At 39.9% G+C, this 17,308-nt stretch carries 16 protein-coding genes and 1 riboswitch; of the genes, 9 read left to right on the forward strand and 7 right to left on the reverse strand.

The window, feature by feature from the left end; genetic code table 11:
• Window positions 1-142 precede the first annotated feature (142 nt).
• Window positions 143-721 carry a hydrolase gene (locus BN2425_RS21755; RefSeq protein WP_216628816.1) on the forward strand — a complete coding sequence of 193 codons (579 nt, stop codon included), beginning with the start codon at window positions 143-145 and terminating at the stop codon, window positions 719-721.
• A gap of 146 nt (window positions 722-867) precedes the next feature.
• Here the strand turns inward: BN2425_RS21755 and hprK are convergent, their stop codons facing one another.
• Window positions 868-1,815 carry an HPr(Ser) kinase/phosphatase gene (gene hprK / locus BN2425_RS21760; protein ID WP_042464134.1) on the reverse strand — a complete coding sequence of 316 codons (948 nt, stop codon included), beginning with the start codon at window positions 1,813-1,815 and terminating at the stop codon, window positions 868-870.
• A gap of 234 nt (window positions 1,816-2,049) precedes the next feature.
• Here hprK and BN2425_RS21765 point away from each other — a divergent pair, with 234 nt between their 5' ends.
• Window positions 2,050-3,033 (forward strand): glutathione S-transferase family protein, encoded by a 984-nt coding sequence (locus tag BN2425_RS21765; protein ID WP_042464136.1) that lies wholly within the window; start codon window positions 2,050-2,052, stop codon window positions 3,031-3,033.
• A gap of 21 nt (window positions 3,034-3,054) precedes the next feature.
• A complete protein-coding gene (locus BN2425_RS21770; protein ID WP_042464138.1) occupies window positions 3,055-3,564 on the forward strand; it encodes a GNAT family N-acetyltransferase in 510 nt (169 codons plus the stop codon).
• 157 nt (window positions 3,565-3,721) lie between these two features.
• Here BN2425_RS21770 and BN2425_RS21775 read toward each other — a convergent pair whose 3' ends face one another.
• The 3 genes from BN2425_RS21775 to BN2425_RS21785 form a co-directional block, all read right to left on the reverse strand.
• A complete protein-coding gene (locus tag BN2425_RS21775) occupies window positions 3,722-4,564 on the reverse strand; it encodes a sulfurtransferase (RefSeq protein WP_042464140.1) in 843 nt (280 codons plus the stop codon).
• A gap of 179 nt (window positions 4,565-4,743) precedes the next feature.
• Window positions 4,744-5,733, reverse strand: coding sequence for an aromatic ring-hydroxylating dioxygenase subunit alpha (locus BN2425_RS21780; RefSeq protein WP_042464143.1), 990 nt, complete (start codon window positions 5,731-5,733; stop codon window positions 4,744-4,746).
• A 24-nt stretch (window positions 5,734-5,757) separates the two neighbouring features.
• Window positions 5,758-7,125, reverse strand: a complete 1,368-nt coding sequence (locus BN2425_RS21785; protein ID WP_042464145.1) for a nucleobase:cation symporter-2 family protein — start codon at window positions 7,123-7,125, stop codon at window positions 5,758-5,760.
• Window positions 7,126-7,277: 152 nt separating this feature from the next.
• A riboswitch (purine riboswitch) is annotated at window positions 7,278-7,379 on the reverse strand.
• A gap of 104 nt (window positions 7,380-7,483) precedes the next feature.
• Between BN2425_RS21785 and guaD the strand changes: the two genes are divergently transcribed.
• On the forward strand, window positions 7,484-8,848 hold the full coding sequence (guaD, locus tag BN2425_RS21790) for a guanine deaminase (protein WP_042464146.1): 1,365 nt from the start codon (window positions 7,484-7,486) through the stop codon (window positions 8,846-8,848).
• A 69-nt stretch (window positions 8,849-8,917) separates the two neighbouring features.
• Here the strand turns inward: guaD and BN2425_RS21795 are convergent, their stop codons facing one another.
• Entirely contained in the window at window positions 8,918-9,274 is a 357-nt protein-coding gene (locus tag BN2425_RS21795; protein WP_042464148.1) for a nucleotide excision repair endonuclease, read from the reverse strand.
• A gap of 253 nt (window positions 9,275-9,527) precedes the next feature.
• On the opposite strand from BN2425_RS21795, the gene BN2425_RS21800 reads away from it, so the two are divergent.
• Window positions 9,528-10,325, forward strand: coding sequence for an AIM24 family protein (locus BN2425_RS21800; RefSeq protein ID WP_042464150.1), 798 nt, complete (start codon window positions 9,528-9,530; stop codon window positions 10,323-10,325).
• 221 nt (window positions 10,326-10,546) lie between these two features.
• Here BN2425_RS21800 and BN2425_RS21805 read toward each other — a convergent pair whose 3' ends face one another.
• On the reverse strand, window positions 10,547-11,104 hold the full coding sequence (locus BN2425_RS21805; RefSeq protein ID WP_052352991.1) for a phospholipase D-like domain-containing protein: 558 nt from the start codon (window positions 11,102-11,104) through the stop codon (window positions 10,547-10,549).
• A gap of 235 nt (window positions 11,105-11,339) precedes the next feature.
• On the opposite strand from BN2425_RS21805, the gene BN2425_RS21810 reads away from it, so the two are divergent.
• The 4 genes from BN2425_RS21810 to BN2425_RS21825 all read left to right on the forward strand — a co-directional run bounded on the left by BN2425_RS21810 (window position 11,340) and on the right by BN2425_RS21825 (window position 15,754).
• Window positions 11,340-12,521 (forward strand): NupC/NupG family nucleoside CNT transporter, encoded by a 1,182-nt coding sequence (locus BN2425_RS21810; RefSeq protein WP_042464152.1) that lies wholly within the window; start codon window positions 11,340-11,342, stop codon window positions 12,519-12,521.
• 372 nt (window positions 12,522-12,893) lie between these two features.
• Entirely contained in the window at window positions 12,894-14,102 is a 1,209-nt protein-coding gene (gene nagA, locus BN2425_RS21815; RefSeq protein ID WP_042464154.1) for an N-acetylglucosamine-6-phosphate deacetylase, read from the forward strand.
• Window positions 14,089-14,826: a glucosamine-6-phosphate deaminase gene (gene nagB / locus BN2425_RS21820; RefSeq protein ID WP_042464157.1), complete on the forward strand. Its 738-nt coding sequence runs from the start codon at window positions 14,089-14,091 to the stop codon at window positions 14,824-14,826. The genes nagA and nagB overlap by 14 nt, the downstream gene beginning before the upstream one ends.
• 205 nt (window positions 14,827-15,031) lie before the next feature.
• Window positions 15,032-15,754 (forward strand): GntR family transcriptional regulator, encoded by a 723-nt coding sequence (locus BN2425_RS21825; RefSeq protein WP_042464159.1) that lies wholly within the window; start codon window positions 15,032-15,034, stop codon window positions 15,752-15,754.
• Between the two features lie 81 nt (window positions 15,755-15,835).
• Here BN2425_RS21825 and BN2425_RS21830 read toward each other — a convergent pair whose 3' ends face one another.
• A complete protein-coding gene (locus BN2425_RS21830; protein ID WP_042464161.1) occupies window positions 15,836-17,248 on the reverse strand; it encodes a glycoside hydrolase family 32 protein in 1,413 nt (470 codons plus the stop codon).
• Between the last annotated feature and the right edge of the window lie 60 nt (window positions 17,249-17,308).

Raw genomic sequence — 17,308 nt, forward strand, 5'->3', positions numbered from 1 at the left:
ATAAACTATTTAGAGCTTTTAAAAAAGTGAAAAGTCCTTCCACATGCCGTTCAATTCATCTCCTAAGCGTGTTTATTTTGAAATGGCTACAGATTGTTTTATACTATGGTTTGAATTCTTAACGGAAGGAGCGTGGTCAATCTTGAACAATGAATTAAATCTTAAAAAAGCTGCATTAGTGGTCATTGATTTGCAAAACGGTGTGGTAGCTCTTGAAGGAAAACCTTATTCAACAAAAGATGTGGTATCAAAAGCTGCTAAGCTTATTAATGTGTTCCGGGAAGAAGGGGCATTTGTTGGAATTGTTCGAGTAACATCGAAAGACGGGAAAGATGTTTTAAAACCCCTAACCGACATTTCCTCGCCATTAATTACTGGAAAGCCGCCAAAGAATCCGGGGGATATTGTTTCGGAAATCGGCGTGACGGATACAGATTTTCTGATTACCAAACATCAATGGGGTGCGTTTTACGGAACAGATTTGGATCTTCAGCTCCGCAGGAGGGGAATCGATACGATTGTTCTTTGCGGAATAGCCACAGGCTACGGCGTTGATACGACCGCCAGGGAAGCATTTCAACATGGCTACAACCAAGTATTTGCCATTGATGCGATGACCGGGATCAGCCAAGAAGAACATGAATATGTTTTGAAGTATATTTTTCCAAGAATCGGCAGACTGCGTACAGTAGATGAAATTATTGAATCCCTATTGGATTAAAGTAGAGTTTATTCCTGTTTAGAGAAGCGAACTTATATCATCGTTCCCTTCTCTAAGACCTTTTACCATTTACTCGGCTATTCCATGCGCGGCCATCAATTTTAGTTAAATTATTAAAAGGACACCGATATACGGTGTCAAATTGACTAAGGTTCAAATTGGTTTGTGCTAGATTTGGCCATGTCCGCTTCAATTCGGTTCATAAATTCTTCTGCCGCGCTGTAGCCCTGCTGCTTCAAATACCAGTTATTTGCGGCTGCCTCAATTAATCCCGCCACATCCCGTCCAGGCTGGAGTTGAATTTCAATGGAAGGAATTTTAACCCCCATATAATCAGTATAGTGAAACTCCTGTTCCAAATCATTATACAAGGCATCCTTTTCCCATTTGGTTAAATGAATATCCAAAGAGATTCGGGTCTCATCTTGAAAAGCCTTGCGCCCGTACAAGCGGACCACATTTAACAGGCCAATGCTCCGAAGCGCCAAAAACTCTTTATTTTTCTCATTATGTGTCCCTAAAATGGTTTGCGTACTTAGTTTCTTTAGCACAACAATATCATCCGCTACCAGCCGGTGTCCTCGGCGGATTAATGTGTGTGCAGTCTCGCTTTTTCCTACTCCTGAGCTTCCGCGAAGCAAGATGCCGATACCAGACACATTCATACAAACCCCATGAATTGCCATTTCCGGTGCCAATTCCTTCACCAAATAAGCATCTATTTTAGTGATAAATTCTGAAGTTGTTTCCGGCTTGTTTGTGACTAGCAATGGAATGCCCTGTTCGGTACAGTGGTGAATTAAGTAGGTAAGTCCTTCTTCCCCAGCTGTTACAATAAAGCACGGCGGATGATAGTGGACAATATTGCCGATGCGGACTTTGCGTTCTTCTCTGCTTAACTTATGCAAATAGGTAATTTCCTTTTTTCCCAAAATTTGAACCCGTTCTGTTGGAAAAAAGTCAAAATGGCCAACAAACTCCAGGCCTGGACGATGCACCCGTGGTTGCGTAATTTGTTTCTGCAGTTGACGTTCACCTGCCAGGACCTTCAAAGAAAACTTCCTAACCAAGTCTCCTACTGTAATTTCTTTCACCCTATTCTCACGTCCTAATTAACCTTGTTATAATTGCCATTATACTTAAGATTCCTGAAAACGTCATCAACTGATTATCCCAATGTTACCCATATGGGTGACTCTAATGTTCCACATGAAACATTTTTTCTAAACCTCCCTTCTGGGTTATAACAGGAATTTTAAAATGAAAGTGGAATTTTTAATGGTGGACCCTACCTCATTAAAGAAAAAAAGCTAGAAAGGATTTTTAAAATGACTGTTCAAAAACCAGCTGAAATTAGCACAGATGGCTCTTTCAAGCGTCAAGTAAATAAATTCACCACACCTTTTGGAGATAAACCACAGGACCTTCCAGTTATAGCGGGCCGCTATCGACTCATATGGTCTGCAGCATGTCCTTGGGCCCATCGTTCTGTCATTGTACGAAAGGTCCTTGGATTAGAAGAAGCCATCAGTCTAGGAACTGTTAGTCCAATCCGTCCGAGGCTGCCACATGTAGACTGGGAATTTTCATTGAATAAAGGCGGGGTAGATGACGTTTTAGGTTTCCAGTACATGAGTGAAGTCTATAACAACACCGATCCAAACTATTCGGGCCGTCCGACTGTCCCGGCCATCGTTGACATTCAAAGCCGTAAGGTTGTCAATAATGATTATTTTAAACTGACCAATTATTTTGAAACAGTTTGGAAACCCTATCATAGGGAAAATGCACCGGATTTGTATCCTGAGCCTCTCCGCCAGGAAATAGACACATTAAATGAGATTATTTTTACGGACATTAACAACGGGGTTTATAAATGTGGGTTTGCACAATCTCAGGAGTCTTATGAAGCGGCTTATGATGTGTTATTTAATAGATTAGATGAATTTGAGCAACGCTTATCGAAACAGAGATTTTTATTCGGTGATTTTATAACCGATTCAGACGTCAGGCTATACACAACACTTGTCCGCTTCGATGCGGCTTACTTTACAGCGTTCCATACAAACCGGAATTTAATCCGTGAATTTCAGTACTTATGGGGTTATGTGCGTGACTTATATCAAACGCCAGGTTTTGGTGACACGACAGATTTTGATGCTATAAAAAAACACTATCATTTATCAATTACGATTTCACCCGAGAAGTCAGAACCGAAAATCCTGCCAAAAGGCCCTGATCTATCCGTGTGGAATTCGGAGCATTACAGAGATGCACTGAGTGGAAACCAAGAAAAGTTCCTTATTCAATAAAACAAAGGGGATATGGATGGAATGGAAAAATTAGTAATTTACGATGCTGAAAAAGAGATGTACCCGTCTATCCGAGAACAAAGAATAGAGGCTTATCGCCAATACAAAGATGTTCTGCCAGCAGACCACTGGGAGGCTTTAGCCAAGTCCATTTCTTCGGCTGTGGCTGAACAGGAAGGAGTAGAATTAATTGTTGCCCTCATACAGGAGAAAATGGTTGGAAGTGTTGCTTTATTTCCTGCCAAAACAAATGCCTATGAAGGATATATCGGCGAACTCGACTATCCTGAAATTCGCATGCTTGCCGTAGCATCAGAGGCCCGGGGCAAAGGAGTGGCTTCAGCACTTATACGTGAATGTATAAAACGCTCCAAGGCAAAAGGATTCAGTACCATTGGGCTGCATACTGGGGAATTTATGAAAAATGCCATCAGTCTATATGAAAGATTTGGCTTTGAGCGATTGCCCCAATTTGACTTTGAACCAGCTAATGACGGAATTCTTGTCAGGGCCTATCAACTTAAACTCTAATTTCAAGAATTGCTAGATAAATAACCAGCAAATAAAACTGTAATCATCATCCGCCAATCTGTATGAATAAACTGCTCGATTAATAAACGGGTGTAGAGAACACTACACCCGTTTATTTTCATTCGAAACTATCCTCTTCTTGAACCGTATTTCCTGTTCAAGATTCCTTCCCTTTTGCTACTGAGTTCTCTTCATAAGAGACCCAATCACTATAACTGCCTGCATATAACTTTACATTTTGATAGCCTGCTATTTTTAAAGCAATATAATTTGGAGTGGCTGTTACCCCTGAACCGCAATAAACGATGATAGGCTCTTCCTGATTAAGCTCAGCAAATCTCTTTTTTTGCTCATCGCTATTTTTAAATGTTCCCTGTTCCAATCCTTCTGCCCAAAACTTGTTTATGGCACCCGGAATATGTCCTGCTATTCGATCTAGTGGTTCCACTTTTCCTAAATACCGAGCTTCATCCCTCGAATCGATTAATACCGGGGATGAACTCTTTTGGTCGACAATTTTTCTTACCTCATCATAAGAAGCCAGCATATCTTTTCGAATTTTCACCTCATATTCTGCTGGTTGGTACTTAGGCACTTCTACTGTTGTTGGATAACCTGCTTCATTCCAACCTGTAATGCCCTCATTTAATACATATACTTTGTCATGGCCAATATAGGTAAGCAGCCACCAAAGGCGGGATGCATACTGCCCCTCTCCGCCGTCATATGCGACTACTGTACTCGTATTGCTGATTCCAGCCTTTTCAATTTCAAGCTTAAACTCATTGATATCTGGAAGCGGGTGCCGCCCTCCGTGTACTCCAACAGGAGCAGATAACTGTTTTTCTAGATGAAAATAGACCGCTCCCGGGATATGGCTTTCTTGATAGAGCCGCTCCCCTTTATCCGGATTGCCCAATTCAAAGCGGCAATCTACAATCTTCACCTGTTCATTATTTAATTGTTCAACGAGCCATTCCTTGTTAACAACAAAATTCACTCCAACCAACCTCCATCTTGAGCCAGCATACATTTTTATAAGACCTAATTTGTATTATTGGACACCAACCAGTCCATTTCCTACTTCAAAAGGCTTTACTAACAACAAAAAATGCCTGTTCACTTTACGTTGAACCAGACATTTTATTATTCTTAACTAGTTTATTCCTTTTCTAATCCTTACTTCACCGTTAATTGAGCTATTGTCCCGTTTTCCACACCAAGCTCTTGTAACCATCTCCGATAAGCTATCGTAAGGGCATCTGACTTTAAGTGCATTTCTGCTTGCAGATCCAATGGAAGAAGCTCAGGCTTTTGACTTTCCACTATATCCAGGTCTTGATTAAAAATAATATCCTGGAATTCAATAAACGGTTCATCCGGCTTATCCAAATCATAATTCCTGGTTAATAGCATAAAAGCCTTTGATTTTTCGTTATCCTCTTGATTGACAGCAAGCAATATCGTAAATTCCTCATCGGATCCTTCAGTCGTTTTGGTAAACCTGACTGTCGTAGGATTTAAAATTTCATACACATAGTTGGCATATCCACCCTTTGACCGGCCATCCGGGTTCGGCTGATAAACTGGAATTTTACTAGTGACAATGCGATTATCAAGGAAATTCACATCGTAATTGGCCACTTCAGCGTGATCCTCATCTCCAAGCAAGCCTTCATGAACGAACATAAGATGAGAGACATCAAGGAAATTTTCAATAATTCTGGGCCCATTTGCCTTCACATCATACGGACCGCATAGCGCCGTACGATAGCCTTCCTGGCTAAATTCAGGATATGCAGCAAGTGGTGCTGGTTCATCACCCAAGTTGACCCAGATTAATCCAAGGTATTCCTGACAATGATAAACGGTTGCCCGTGCCTTAGTAGGAATTGGCCGGCCGCTTGGCAGCGCGGGAATTTTTACACATGTGCCTTCACAATTATATTCCCAAGCATGATACGCACAGGCCAGATTGCCATTTCTTACTTTTCCGAGTGATAATGCCGCTCCGCGGTGAATACAAAGGTCCTTAAATGCATGTACGCCTTTTTCATTGCGAAAAATAACGACACGTTCACCAAGGACAAATACCTGTTTCGGGTCATCCAGCAATGCCTCTGCCCTACATACCGGATGCCATTCATTCCATAATCGATCCTGTTGCATGATGAATCCTCCACTTTAAGATTATTAGTTTATCGTTACATTTACTTTACTTTTTAGTCCGCTGTCTTCAAGCTTTTGCGGAAGAACCAAATTAAGAATTAATGCCGTAATAGCCCCCACTGCTGTTCCTGATGAAACAAAATAAGTGACGATATGCGGCAGCCCCTTTGAAATATCGGCAGGCATTAGCACCGCAAACATCGCAAGCATGATGGACACACCGATTACAAGCATATTTCTTTCTGTAAACGGCACTTCTTTGATGACTTTAAATCCATTCATCATAATCACGACACATAAAATCGCAAACACACTGTTAATGACAACCCCAGGAATACAAGCAATAACATTCATCAGTTTAGGCATCATTCCCAGAATCACTAAAATGACACCGCCCATAACAATTGGTTTCCGGCTTTTTACGCCCGTAATCGCAATAATTCCTGCATTGGAAGAATATCCTGTTACGGGTGTTCCCCCAAAGAAAGAGCCGATAAAACAACCTAAGCCTTCACCAAACGCCCCGCCATTTAAGCGTTTATCTGTAAGCTCTTCTCCTGTTACATTACCAACCGTAAACCATGTACCAGTTGTTTCAATGGTGACGATGAAATAGATTGCAAGCATGATCAAGATTGAATTAACATCAAATGTTGGTGTTCCAAACGCAAAGATACTTGGCATCTGGAACCAGGCTGACTTTCCAACCGATGAGAAGTTGACCAAACCAAAAGATGAAGCAACAATCGTTCCAATCCCCAGTGCTAAAATAACTGATACCAGCTTAATATATTTCAGTTTTGTTTTTGACTTTTCCCCGACATACATACAAAAAATAAGCACAGCCGCTGTTATACAAGCCACCAATATATTAGTTCCAAAGCTTCCTTGTGCCGTATAAATGGAATTGATGGCACTCGGCATTAGCGAAATGCCGACCACGACAATAACTGTTCCCGCCACAATCGGGGGAATGAATTTTCTCACAACCTTACTAAAAACTTTGAGAGACCCTAATATCGCAATTAATATGGCGCCTGGTATCAAACTCCCAATCATGGCACCAATACCGGATGTGGTGCCAATGGCAGCCAGTGCACTTAGCGGCACAAAGGAAGGCCCCTGCATGACAGGCAGTTTCATCGCAAACCCAGCTTGAATAATGGTCGCAATACCACAAGCAAGAAACGTCATTTGAATGAGCATTGTACTATCAGAAACAGAAAAGGATAACATTCCAGCTAAAATAACCGGTGGTATAAAAAGGTCCATTGCCAACACTTGCTGTAAACCCAAGAATAATGCTTGCCCAGCAGAAACATCCTGCTTCATCTGCCCGCTGACTTCATCCCTTATTTCCTCAGATTCGAGTTTCCTTGCCGTACTCTCCATTATGGTCCATCTCCCCATTTGTTTCCCTATAATCACAGTTTCTAATAGAAAAGCCCGAAGCACATGCTTTCCAAAACGTAGAAAAGCATGTACCTCGAGCTTCTAAACAACGAAATACGAAAGAAAGAATAAACTCCAAATAAAGAAGAGTCCATCCTTGCCCTGCTTTTCATAGTCAGTTTATTTACGGTAAACGGGTAGAAACTTGTAGGCCATATCCCTACGATTATATGAAAAACAATATTTATTTTTTGAATGACGTCTTACAGAAAGAATTCGTGCATTTCTATAGACTACAAATTATTTATTCATTACAATCATGATAATAACACAAAATACGAACGTTAGGAAGATGTTTATGGGTAAATATACGCAAATTTTTCAAGGAACTGCTTTTACAAGTGATTCCCCCAAGAAACTGAGCATTTTAAAGGATTACCTTTTCTGTGTAAATGCAGATGGTATGATTGAAAAAATCGTTGCACCTAAACAAGCTGATTACCAGCTGTTACTAGATACCTATAAAGGGCAAGAAAACTTTCATCGTTTGGCGGAGGGCCAATATCTCTTACCAGGTTTTGTGGACTTGCATGTACATGCCCCGCAATGGGCTCAATCAGGTACAGCACAGGACCTTCCCCTATACGACTGGTTAAATGAGTACACTTTTCCCCTGGAAGCGAAATATTCCGATTTAACCTTTGCAAAAAAAGTTTATGAAGACTTAGTGGACACCTTACTATCAAACGGAACAACAACAGCCCTTTATTTTGCAACAGTTCATAAAGAAGCAAGTATCTTATTGGCAGAAATTTGTGCCCAAAAAGGTCAGCGTGGTTTAGTGGGAAAGGTCGTCATGGACGATGCTGAACAAAACCCTTCCTATTATCGTGATCAGGATACCAAAACAGCACTCATCAATACAGAAGAGTTTATTTTAGCCGTAAAGGAGTTAGCTCAAACAGTGAAGCAAGGGGTGTATCCCGTTGTTACACCTCGGTTTATTCCAAGCTGTACCGATGAAGCGTTAAAGGGCTTAGGCGAACTTGCCTTAAAGTATGATACACATATTCAATCTCATTGCAGCGAAAGTGATTGGGCACACCATTATGTACAAGAGCGTTTTCATAAACATGATGCTTTTGCATTAAACGACTTTGGACTATTAACGGACAAATCAGTCATGGCTCATTGCAATTTCTTAGATGACAATGATGCTTCCCTTTTTGCTAGAACCGGAACTGCCATTGCCCATTGTCCCTTATCAAATGCTTACTTCGCCAATAGCGTTCTCCCCCTGTCCCGCTTCATGGCCAAAGGGATTGATATTGGTTTAGGAACTGATATTTCTGCAGGGGCAACGCCTAGCCTATATGATAATGTCAAACAGGCCGTTGTGTCTTCCAGAATGTTAGAAGACGGTGTTGACACAGCCCTTCCAGCTGAGGAACGCGGTGTACCAAATTCTCGCATTACCATTAATGAAGCTTTCTATCTTGCGACCGCTGGCGGAGGAGATAGCCTGAATTTGCCAGTCGGACAAATCCAAGAAAACTATACATGGGATGTACAAATCATTGATACAAAAGTATCCACTGCAAAGCTTCCAATTTTTGATGACAATGAAGATTTATATGATGTGTTCCAGAAACTGATCTATAATGTTCGACCAGAAAATATTCGGGAAGTATGGGTACAAGGCGAAAAAGTCCATTCACGTTAAATGGACTTAAACAAATAGAATCGAGGTAATGTTCGACTACCTCGATTCCTATTCTTATAAATACTTAGATTATCTAAAAAACACCTTGTCTATATTATATTTCGCCTTAAGTTCATTAATGATATACGTTTCATAAATTTCCCTATGTGCCGGGTCATCCACAATACATACATCAATCCTCGCTACTTCATCCCGATGCATTTTCATTGGAGATACATTGTCCTCAAAATGCTTTTTAATCCTTTGGCGTAACTTTCTGGCTTTCCCAACAAATAATAGCTCTTGGTTGTGATTATAGAACATAAATATTCCACCTTTATCTCTAGGGATAAGATGGAACTCGGTAAACCCATAAATATTACTTTCCTCTGGATTATTCTTTTTGGTAATACTCACACTTGGTTTTGGGATCGTTATATTTATCACGTTTTTTCCTCCTTTGCAATGTGAAAATAAATTAAAAACCGTCTCAAGCTTATGATACGGTTCCCTTCATTGACTTATCCCGCATTAACGGGCAGTAATGTTCATTCTTCAACGCTTAACAGGATGCGGAAAGCATTTCACCTTATCCTGAAGTTATGTTTGCCGAAATATTTCGATATAAAACAAACATTTGGTAAAATAAACAAAAACCAATGATAAAGTATAACTATAAAGTAAAGAAGGAGTTATTACAATGTCTGAAGCCTATCAAGTAGTAAGTTTCGTCGAAAATCAAAATATAAAAATTGAGGTTTTGGAGTACCAGAACTTAGGTGGCAATGATAACTTTACTGTTGCCGAAAAGCTATACTTTGCGCAAAAATCCAGCATTAAATTACGACAAGTAAGGATTACTCTTAAAAACAGCTCCCTCACCGCTGAAGCCGGCGCACTGCAGTTTATGAAGGGCAATATTACGTTAAAAAGTTTAGGAGGTTCCGGCGCAAAGGGCTTTTTAAAAGGTTTGACCTCCAGTGTATTAACGAATGAATCAGCGATTAAACCACAATACCAAGGAAGCGGGATTATTTACTTAGAACCTAGTTTTAAACACTATATGATTGTGGAACTTGACCACGATGAAATGATTGCCGATAAAGGCCTGTTTTATTGCTGTGAGTCGAGTGTTACTGTTTCTGTTCAGGCCATGAAAAATATATCCTCCGCCATTGCCGGAGGAGAAGGATTGTTTCAAACAAAAGTATCCGGAAGCGGCTATTGCGTGTTTGAAATACCTGTCCCTGAGGAGGAACTGGTGGAGTTTGAACTCCAAAATGAAACGGTTCAAGTAGATGGCAATTTCACACTATTCCGGCTTGGAAACATTGATTTCACGGTAGAAAAGTCAACAAAAAGCATTTTCGGTTCTGCTGCATCCGGCGAAGGTTTGCTTCAGACATTCAGAGGAACCGGGAAAGTCATCATTGCACCAACGTTACCTGTTTATGAGAAGTTGGGTTATCTCTTAAACCCCATACCATCAACAAAGTAATCCTTTTAACACCTCAAGAAAGATCCAAATCGGTTATGCCCGGAATTGAATTTGTAGTCACTCTTGAAATCCGCGTCAAAGGTAATGATGTGAACTTCACCAACCATATTTTTGCCCTTGATGAGTAAAATCAGCAATAATGCTTAGCTACGATGACAATTTTACAGCTTAGTTAATAAAAAGGGTGCCCCAAATGGTTATACTTCCGGGACACCCTTTTTCTACCAATCTTCCAAATCATTGCTATTCCATAATTGATTAAAGGTATCATTCATGGATGAGGCCAAATCAGAATCCTTCACCGTTACGAGGTTTTCTTGATTTTCCTCTGCAGAATCTTTTGTGTAATTAAAAGAACCCGTTACGACTGTTTGATTGTCGGATATGGTCAGCTTGACATGCATTTTTTCATCTGTACTAATTTTAATAGGAATATTAAGTTTCTCAAACTCCTTAAATATCTTTCTGCTATCTTTATTTTCTGTATTTTCTCCATCCGCAATGATCCTTATGGAAACTCCTCTTTCTGCAGCAGCATAAATGGCGTCTGCAATTTGCTCATTATCAAGGTTATAGATGGCAATATTCAATTCGCTTTTTGTGTTATTAATCACATGAACTAAATCTTTCTCGGGGTCACCTTGATAACCCGTGATCGAATAAGATAACTGCGTACCGCCTGAATCTTCTTGCGTAGAATCTTTTATGATGATGCCTAAAAACACCAAGTTTATTACCAGTGATAAGAGTAAAACAATTGTACCTATTTTTTTGCTCAAAATATTATACCTCCAATATTATAATAACCGTTAACTATTATATTAAGAATTAACCTTAAACTAACCTTAAATCAAAGTGGTAGGCACTTATTTTAATGGCAGGTAAACAGTAAAAAGGATATAAATAATTTCGAATTTGTCTGGTACTTCGGATGAAATATGGGCAAATTATCCATTGCATTCATAAATAAAAAAGAATATTATAGACAAGTTTGAGTGCATCAGGAGGTTACATATGCGATATGGTATTTCGATTTTAGGTATTATTGTTGTATTGTTTTTAGCTTGGCTGGCAAGCTCCAACCGAAAGCAAGTAAAGTTTAAACCAATTATCATAATGATTGCCATTCAAATTATTTTATCTGTGCTGCTGTTAAACACAGAATATGGCTACATCATCATTAAGGCAATAGCTACGGTTTTTAACCAACTGCTCGAATATGCAAGTGAAGGAGTTTCCTTTGTATTTGGCGGTATGGCCAACAAAGGAGAGGCCCCATTCTTCTTAACGGTATTGCTGCCCATTGTCTTTATTTCCGTCTTAATTGGGATCCTTCAACATTTAAGAATTCTGCCGTTGCTCATGAAAGCTATCGGATTGCTATTAAGTAAAGTAAACGGCATGGGTAAGCTAGAGTCCTATAATGCAGTAGCTTCGTTGATGGTAGGCCAATCAGAGGTATTCATTACCGTAAAAAAACAACTCGGCCTGCTGTCAAAACAGCGTCTGTATACTCTATGTGCTTCGGCGATGTCAACAGTATCGATGTCCATTGTCGGGTCTTATATGACGATGCTCGAGCCAAAATACGTTGTTACCGCTTTAGTATTAAATTTATTTGGCGGGTTCATCATCACTTCGCTCATTAATCCGTACGAGGTGCAGTCAAGTGAAGATATTTTAGAGATTCAAAATTTAGAAAAACAGACCTTTTTTGAAATGCTTGGGGAGTATATCCTTGACGGCTTTAAGGTTGCGGTTATCGTTGGAGCCATGCTGATCGGGTTCATTGCTTTAATGTCAGGCATCAATCATGTGTTTGAGTTATTGTTTAGCATTTCCTTTCAGCAGCTATTAGGTTATCTGTTTGCACCTATTGCCTTCATGATGGGAATTCCTTCATCGGAAGCAGTGAATGCCGGGGGAATCATGGCCACCAAGATGGTAACGAATGAATTTGTTGCGATGCTGGATTTGTCTGGCGGCGATTATCACTTCAGTGACCGTACACTCGGAATTCTTTCGGTGTTCCTGGTTTCCTTCGCCAACTTTTCATCCATTGGTATTATTACTGGGGCGGTTAAAAGTCTGAATGAAAAGCAGGGAAATGTCGTGGCGCGTTTTGGTCTGAAACTGTTATACGGCGCCACACTTGTCAGCATTCTTTCAGGGATCATTGTTAGTGTTGTATTATAAATAAACTAGTTTTTACTAAATCAAATTGTCGAGAAGGGTATCTTCTCGACAATTTTTTTGAATTATACTCTATTAAATTGAGCTGTTGATTTCCGCTCTAGTCGCTTGAATGAGCCCGCAAGTCGTGCGCCTTCCGCTCCATATGTCTCCGCTAACGCAAAGAGCAACTCTATTATAGGATTAATGTCAATTCCAACAGACCATTAATCATAATATCATATAGTTGTATATACCACCCGATATCTGTCTAATTTAAAATTCCTTGTAAGTGAGGGTTTTATATAGGTGCGGATTTTCTTTCCTTTAAATTGGTATAGACATCTATATTATAGGAATGATAAGATTAAGGTGAACGGAAAGGATGGAACTTTGATGGAGACAAAATCTAACAGTATATTGCTCAAAGGTATCCAAATTTATTCTGAAGATAAATGGATTAACAATGGGTATTTAAAAATAAAGAATCAAAAAATAGTTGAACTAGGAGCGATGGAAACCCTATCCTCCCAGGAAGAATTTGAAGTAATCGACCTTCCTTTAGGATACAAAGCCATCCCTGGTTTTATCGATGTCCATATCCACGGAGCAAACGGAGCAGATACGATGGATGCTACGCAAGAAGCCCTGGATATCATGTCACATGCATTACCTGGTGAGGGCACTACTAGCTTTTTGGCAACCACCATTACCCAGGAAGAAAGTCAAATTGAAGCTGCCTTAAATAATGCGGGAAAATACATCAACAAATATCAATCACCCGGAAAAGCAGAAATACTGGGAATCCATCTTGAAGGTCCCTTTGTAAATAAAACCAAGGCTGGTGCTCAACCAATCCAGCATATTATTGACCCAAATCTAGAATTGTTTAAAAAGTGGGAAGAAGTCTCAGCTGACACCATTAAGCTCGTCACATTGGCACCCGAACTGCCTAATGGAATCGAGCTGGTTAAATACTTAAAAGAAAAAGGAATTATTGCTTCCATCGGTCATACGGATGCAACCTATGAAGAAGTGATCGAGGCCATTGAGGCAGGAGTAAACCATGTTACCCATCTATACAATCAAATGAGGGGATTGCACCACCGTGAACCAGGTGTCGTGGGGGCTGCATTTCTAAAAGATGAATTAAAAGCAGAGTTAATTGTTGATGGAGTTCATGTCCACCCTGACATGGTGAAACTTGCCTATAAACAAAAAGGGAAAAAGGGAATCATTCTAATTACTGATGCTATGCGGGCAAAATGTCTAAAGAACGGAAATTATGATTTAGGCGGCCAAGATGTCACAGTGAAGGATGGAAAGGCTGTTTTGAGTGACGGAACACTGGCCGGAAGTATTTTGAAGTTAGGCCAAGGTGTTAAAAATATCGTTTCTTTTGCTGGCTGCCAACTGGAGGATGCCGTTGAAATGGCGGCTGTCAACCCTGCTAAACAACTAAATATTTTTGACCGCAAAGGAAGCCTTTCAGAGGGAAAAGATGCAGATATTGTCATTCTTGACGAGAACATGGATGTCTATATGACTCTATGCCGTGGTGAGGTTGCCTACTCTAAAGGAGGAGAACACAATGAAAATCATTGAAGCAAAAGATTATCAAGATATGAGTAAAATCGCTGCTGCTTATATCATTAAAAAGGTGAATGAGAATCCAAAAATAAAACTTGGGCTTGCAACAGGTGGAACCCCCATCGGTGTGTATTCTAAATTAATTTCTGACCACCAAGAGAATGGAACCTCATACCAATCAGTCACAACCTTCAATTTAGATGAATATGTTGGACTCACAGGGGATCATGTAAATAGTTATCGGTATTATATGAACGTTAACTTATTTAATCATATTGACATTCAGAAGAATAACACCTTTATTCCCCGTGGGGATGTGGATGATGTCCTTAAGGAATGCGATGATTATGAGCAACTAATTGCAAATCATAAAGGCATTGACTTACAACTTCTTGGCATCGGAGCAAATGGCCATATCGGCTTTAATGAACCCGGTACATCCTTTGATTCCGAAACCCATTTAGTTCAATTAACTCCTTCAACCAGAAAAGCGAATGCAAGATTCTTTACTAGCTTAGAGGAAGTACCAACAAAAGCCATTACAATGGGAATCGGCACAATTATGAAGAGCAAAGAAATTCTCTTACTTATTTCTGGAGAGCAAAAAAGAGAGGCCTTAAAAAGGCTGGTGACTGGAAATGTCGATGAAAGTTTTCCAGCCTCCATTCTGAAAAGTCATCCATATGTTACAATTATTGCAGATAAGGCTGCGATTGCTGATTTAAAGGTCCATTGTTAACATCTTCATCTCTTTAGTCCTTTAATGAAAGGCTTTGTTAAATTTGGCTGTTGATTTTCCGCTCCCGGTGCTCAGCGAATCCGCAGGCATGGGGCACCTTCCGCTCCAAATCATCAGTTAAGAAAATAAACATTTCCGTTTAACAGAGCCTAATGAAAAGCAAACAGTTTTCAGTTTAAATAGAAAGGATGCAGTTGAGAGGAGAATGATTAGAAAGGATTCCCCAATCCCCATTTATTATCAACTACAAGAGCTTATAAAGGATTTAATCGATAAAGGGGAATTAAAACCTGGCGATTTAATTCCTCCGGAAAGAGAATATGCAGAAAAACTGCAAATCAGCCGGATGACAGTAAGACAAGCTTTAACCCAGCTTGTCAATGAAGGATACTTATATCGAATTCAAGGCAAAGGAACGTTCGTCTCAGAGCGAAAGATTGAACAGCCCCTTCATCAATTAAGAAGCTTTACCGAGGATATGGTTTCTAGAGGGCTTAAACCGGGAAGCCAACTCATTTCCTTTGAAGTGATCCCTGCAACCATCCAAATCGCCAGCCAATTAGGTATCCAGGAATATGGACCTGTTTATGAAATTAAACGCATTCGTTTGGCTGATGATGTTCCAATGGCATTAGAATCGAATTATATTTCAGCAAACCTGGTTAAAGGACTGACAGAACAAATTGTAAAAAAATCTGTTTACGCATTTATTGAGGAACAATTGAATTTTACAATTGATCATGCATCACAGGTCATTGAAGCGTCGATTGCCAGCGATGTTGAATCCGAATATTTAAGGATTAAAAAGGGGTCTCCCATTATGCTAATTCAGCAGCAAACCTTTCTAAAGGACGGAACGCCAGTTGAATATGTTCGCTCGTCTTATCGGGCTGACCGCTATAAGTTTATGATTCAAATGAAAAGATAAAAGCCTGTTAAAACCTAAAAAAGGTGTGTAATTATTTTTGTACACACCTTTTTTAATAGTGCCTAGACTTATGGAGAACACCTAACCAAGATTCCACTTGGTCAATTTACATACCGCTTCCCTATCAAAACTAATCAATTCATTCGTTAAATTTGGAAAATAACGCGAGGTAAAAACTTCTTCACCATTATTAATGAAAATCTCCAGGGAAGAATGATCGATAAAAATCTGAAGCTTAGAAACAGAATCTATTTTGCAGGTTCTAGTTTCAATGGCATCTGTTTTCACATTTCTTCTTTGCAGACTGATTTCCTTTTTATCCGGCTCAAAGAATAAAGTGGCCTCATTCCGGAATGAAATTTGAAATGGAACAGCTTTCCCGTCTAATTGCAGCAGCAATTCCGCTGATACTCCATTCAGTAGGATATGATTCCCTTCATACTCTTGTTGATCTTTCCTAAGTTTTTTTAATTCCTCCACCGGCTTTTGATAAATTTTGCCGTCTCTTAGCTCCAATTCCCTTGGAATCGTTAAGGCATGCACCCAATGATTGGCGATAGTCGGTTGATACGACTCCGTTTCATCGGTAATTCCCATCCAGCCGTAAAGAATTGTTCTCCCCTGTTCATCTGTAAAGGTTTGTGGAGCATAGAAGTCAAAGCCGCGGTCTAACTCCGTAAATGCTCCATGTTGAAAATCAAGGGAATGATAATTTAATTCTCCAACAAAATAGCCAGATTGGAACAAATTATGATATAAATGGCCGCTTGGCTCAAGCCCCTGGGGCGAAACCAATAATATGTCTTTCCCATTTAAATGAATCAGGTCTGGGCATTCCCACATATAGCCAAAATCGCCGATACCATTCATTGCTGATCCGGCTATCTTTCCTAATTCCTCCCAATGATACAAATCTTGTGAACTAAATAAAACAGCCGCACCCTTTTCATCCAAAGTCTGGGCGCCCACAACCATATACCAGCGATTCCCTTCTTTCCAAACCTTTGGATCGCGAAAGTGGGGGGTATAATGCTCCGGGAGCTTTAGTACAGGACCGTGTTTTTCAAAATGGATTCCATCTGAAGATACTGCAAGACATTGATAAGTCTCGCGAGTCCCATCTTCTTGCTTTACATTCCCTGTATAAAAGAGATAGAGCTTTTCATCCGATGCAACAGCACTTCCAGAGTAACAACCGTTTCTTTCATACCAATTACTCGGTGCCAAGGCAATCGGTTCCTCACGCCAATTTACCATATCTGTAGATGTATAATGTCCCCAAAATTTAGCACCATGCGCCGTGTCAAATGGGTTCCACTGATAGAAAACATGGTAAACCCCTTTATACTGAATTAGCCCATTCGGGTCATTTAATAATCCAACGGGTGACATTAGATGATACTTTAAACGATAAGGGTCATTTATCACCTTATTCTTATATTTTTTCACTTCATTGTAAGCTTTTTGAATGAGGAGACCTTCTTGTTCAGTCATAGGTGAACCTCCTGTATGTTCTCTTAAAAAGAAAAGGCAAGTTGTATTCTTGCCTTTTCC

Origin of the sequence: Neobacillus dielmonensis (genome assembly GCF_000612665.1) — a bacterium.
GTDB classification, from domain to species: domain Bacteria; phylum Bacillota; class Bacilli; order Bacillales; family Cytobacillaceae; genus Neobacillus; species Neobacillus dielmonensis.

Bases quoted from the DNA above. Each gene is read 5' to 3' on its own strand.
- BN2425_RS21770 (WP_042464138.1), top strand. From the start codon at position 3,055: ATGGAAAAATTAGTAATTTACGATGCTGAAAAAGAGATGTACCCGTCT.
- BN2425_RS21810 (WP_042464152.1), top strand. From the start codon at position 11,340: ATGCGATATGGTATTTCGATTTTAGGTATTATTGTTGTATTGTTTTTA.
- BN2425_RS21825 (WP_042464159.1), top strand. From the start codon at position 15,032: ATGATTAGAAAGGATTCCCCAATCCCCATTTATTATCAACTACAAGAG.
- BN2425_RS21800 (WP_042464150.1), top strand. From the start codon at position 9,528: ATGTCTGAAGCCTATCAAGTAGTAAGTTTCGTCGAAAATCAAAATATA.
- guaD (WP_042464146.1), top strand. From the start codon at position 7,484: ATGGGTAAATATACGCAAATTTTTCAAGGAACTGCTTTTACAAGTGAT.
- BN2425_RS21780 (WP_042464143.1), bottom strand. From the start codon at position 5,733: ATGCAACAGGATCGATTATGGAATGAATGGCATCCGGTATGTAGGGCA.
- BN2425_RS21785 (WP_042464145.1), bottom strand. From the start codon at position 7,125: ATGGAGAGTACGGCAAGGAAACTCGAATCTGAGGAAATAAGGGATGAA.
- nagA (WP_042464154.1), top strand. From the start codon at position 12,894: ATGGAGACAAAATCTAACAGTATATTGCTCAAAGGTATCCAAATTTAT.
- BN2425_RS21765 (WP_042464136.1), top strand. From the start codon at position 2,050: ATGACTGTTCAAAAACCAGCTGAAATTAGCACAGATGGCTCTTTCAAG.
- nagB (WP_042464157.1), top strand. From the start codon at position 14,089: ATGAAAATCATTGAAGCAAAAGATTATCAAGATATGAGTAAAATCGCT.
- BN2425_RS21830 (WP_042464161.1), bottom strand. From the start codon at position 17,248: ATGACTGAACAAGAAGGTCTCCTCATTCAAAAAGCTTACAATGAAGTG.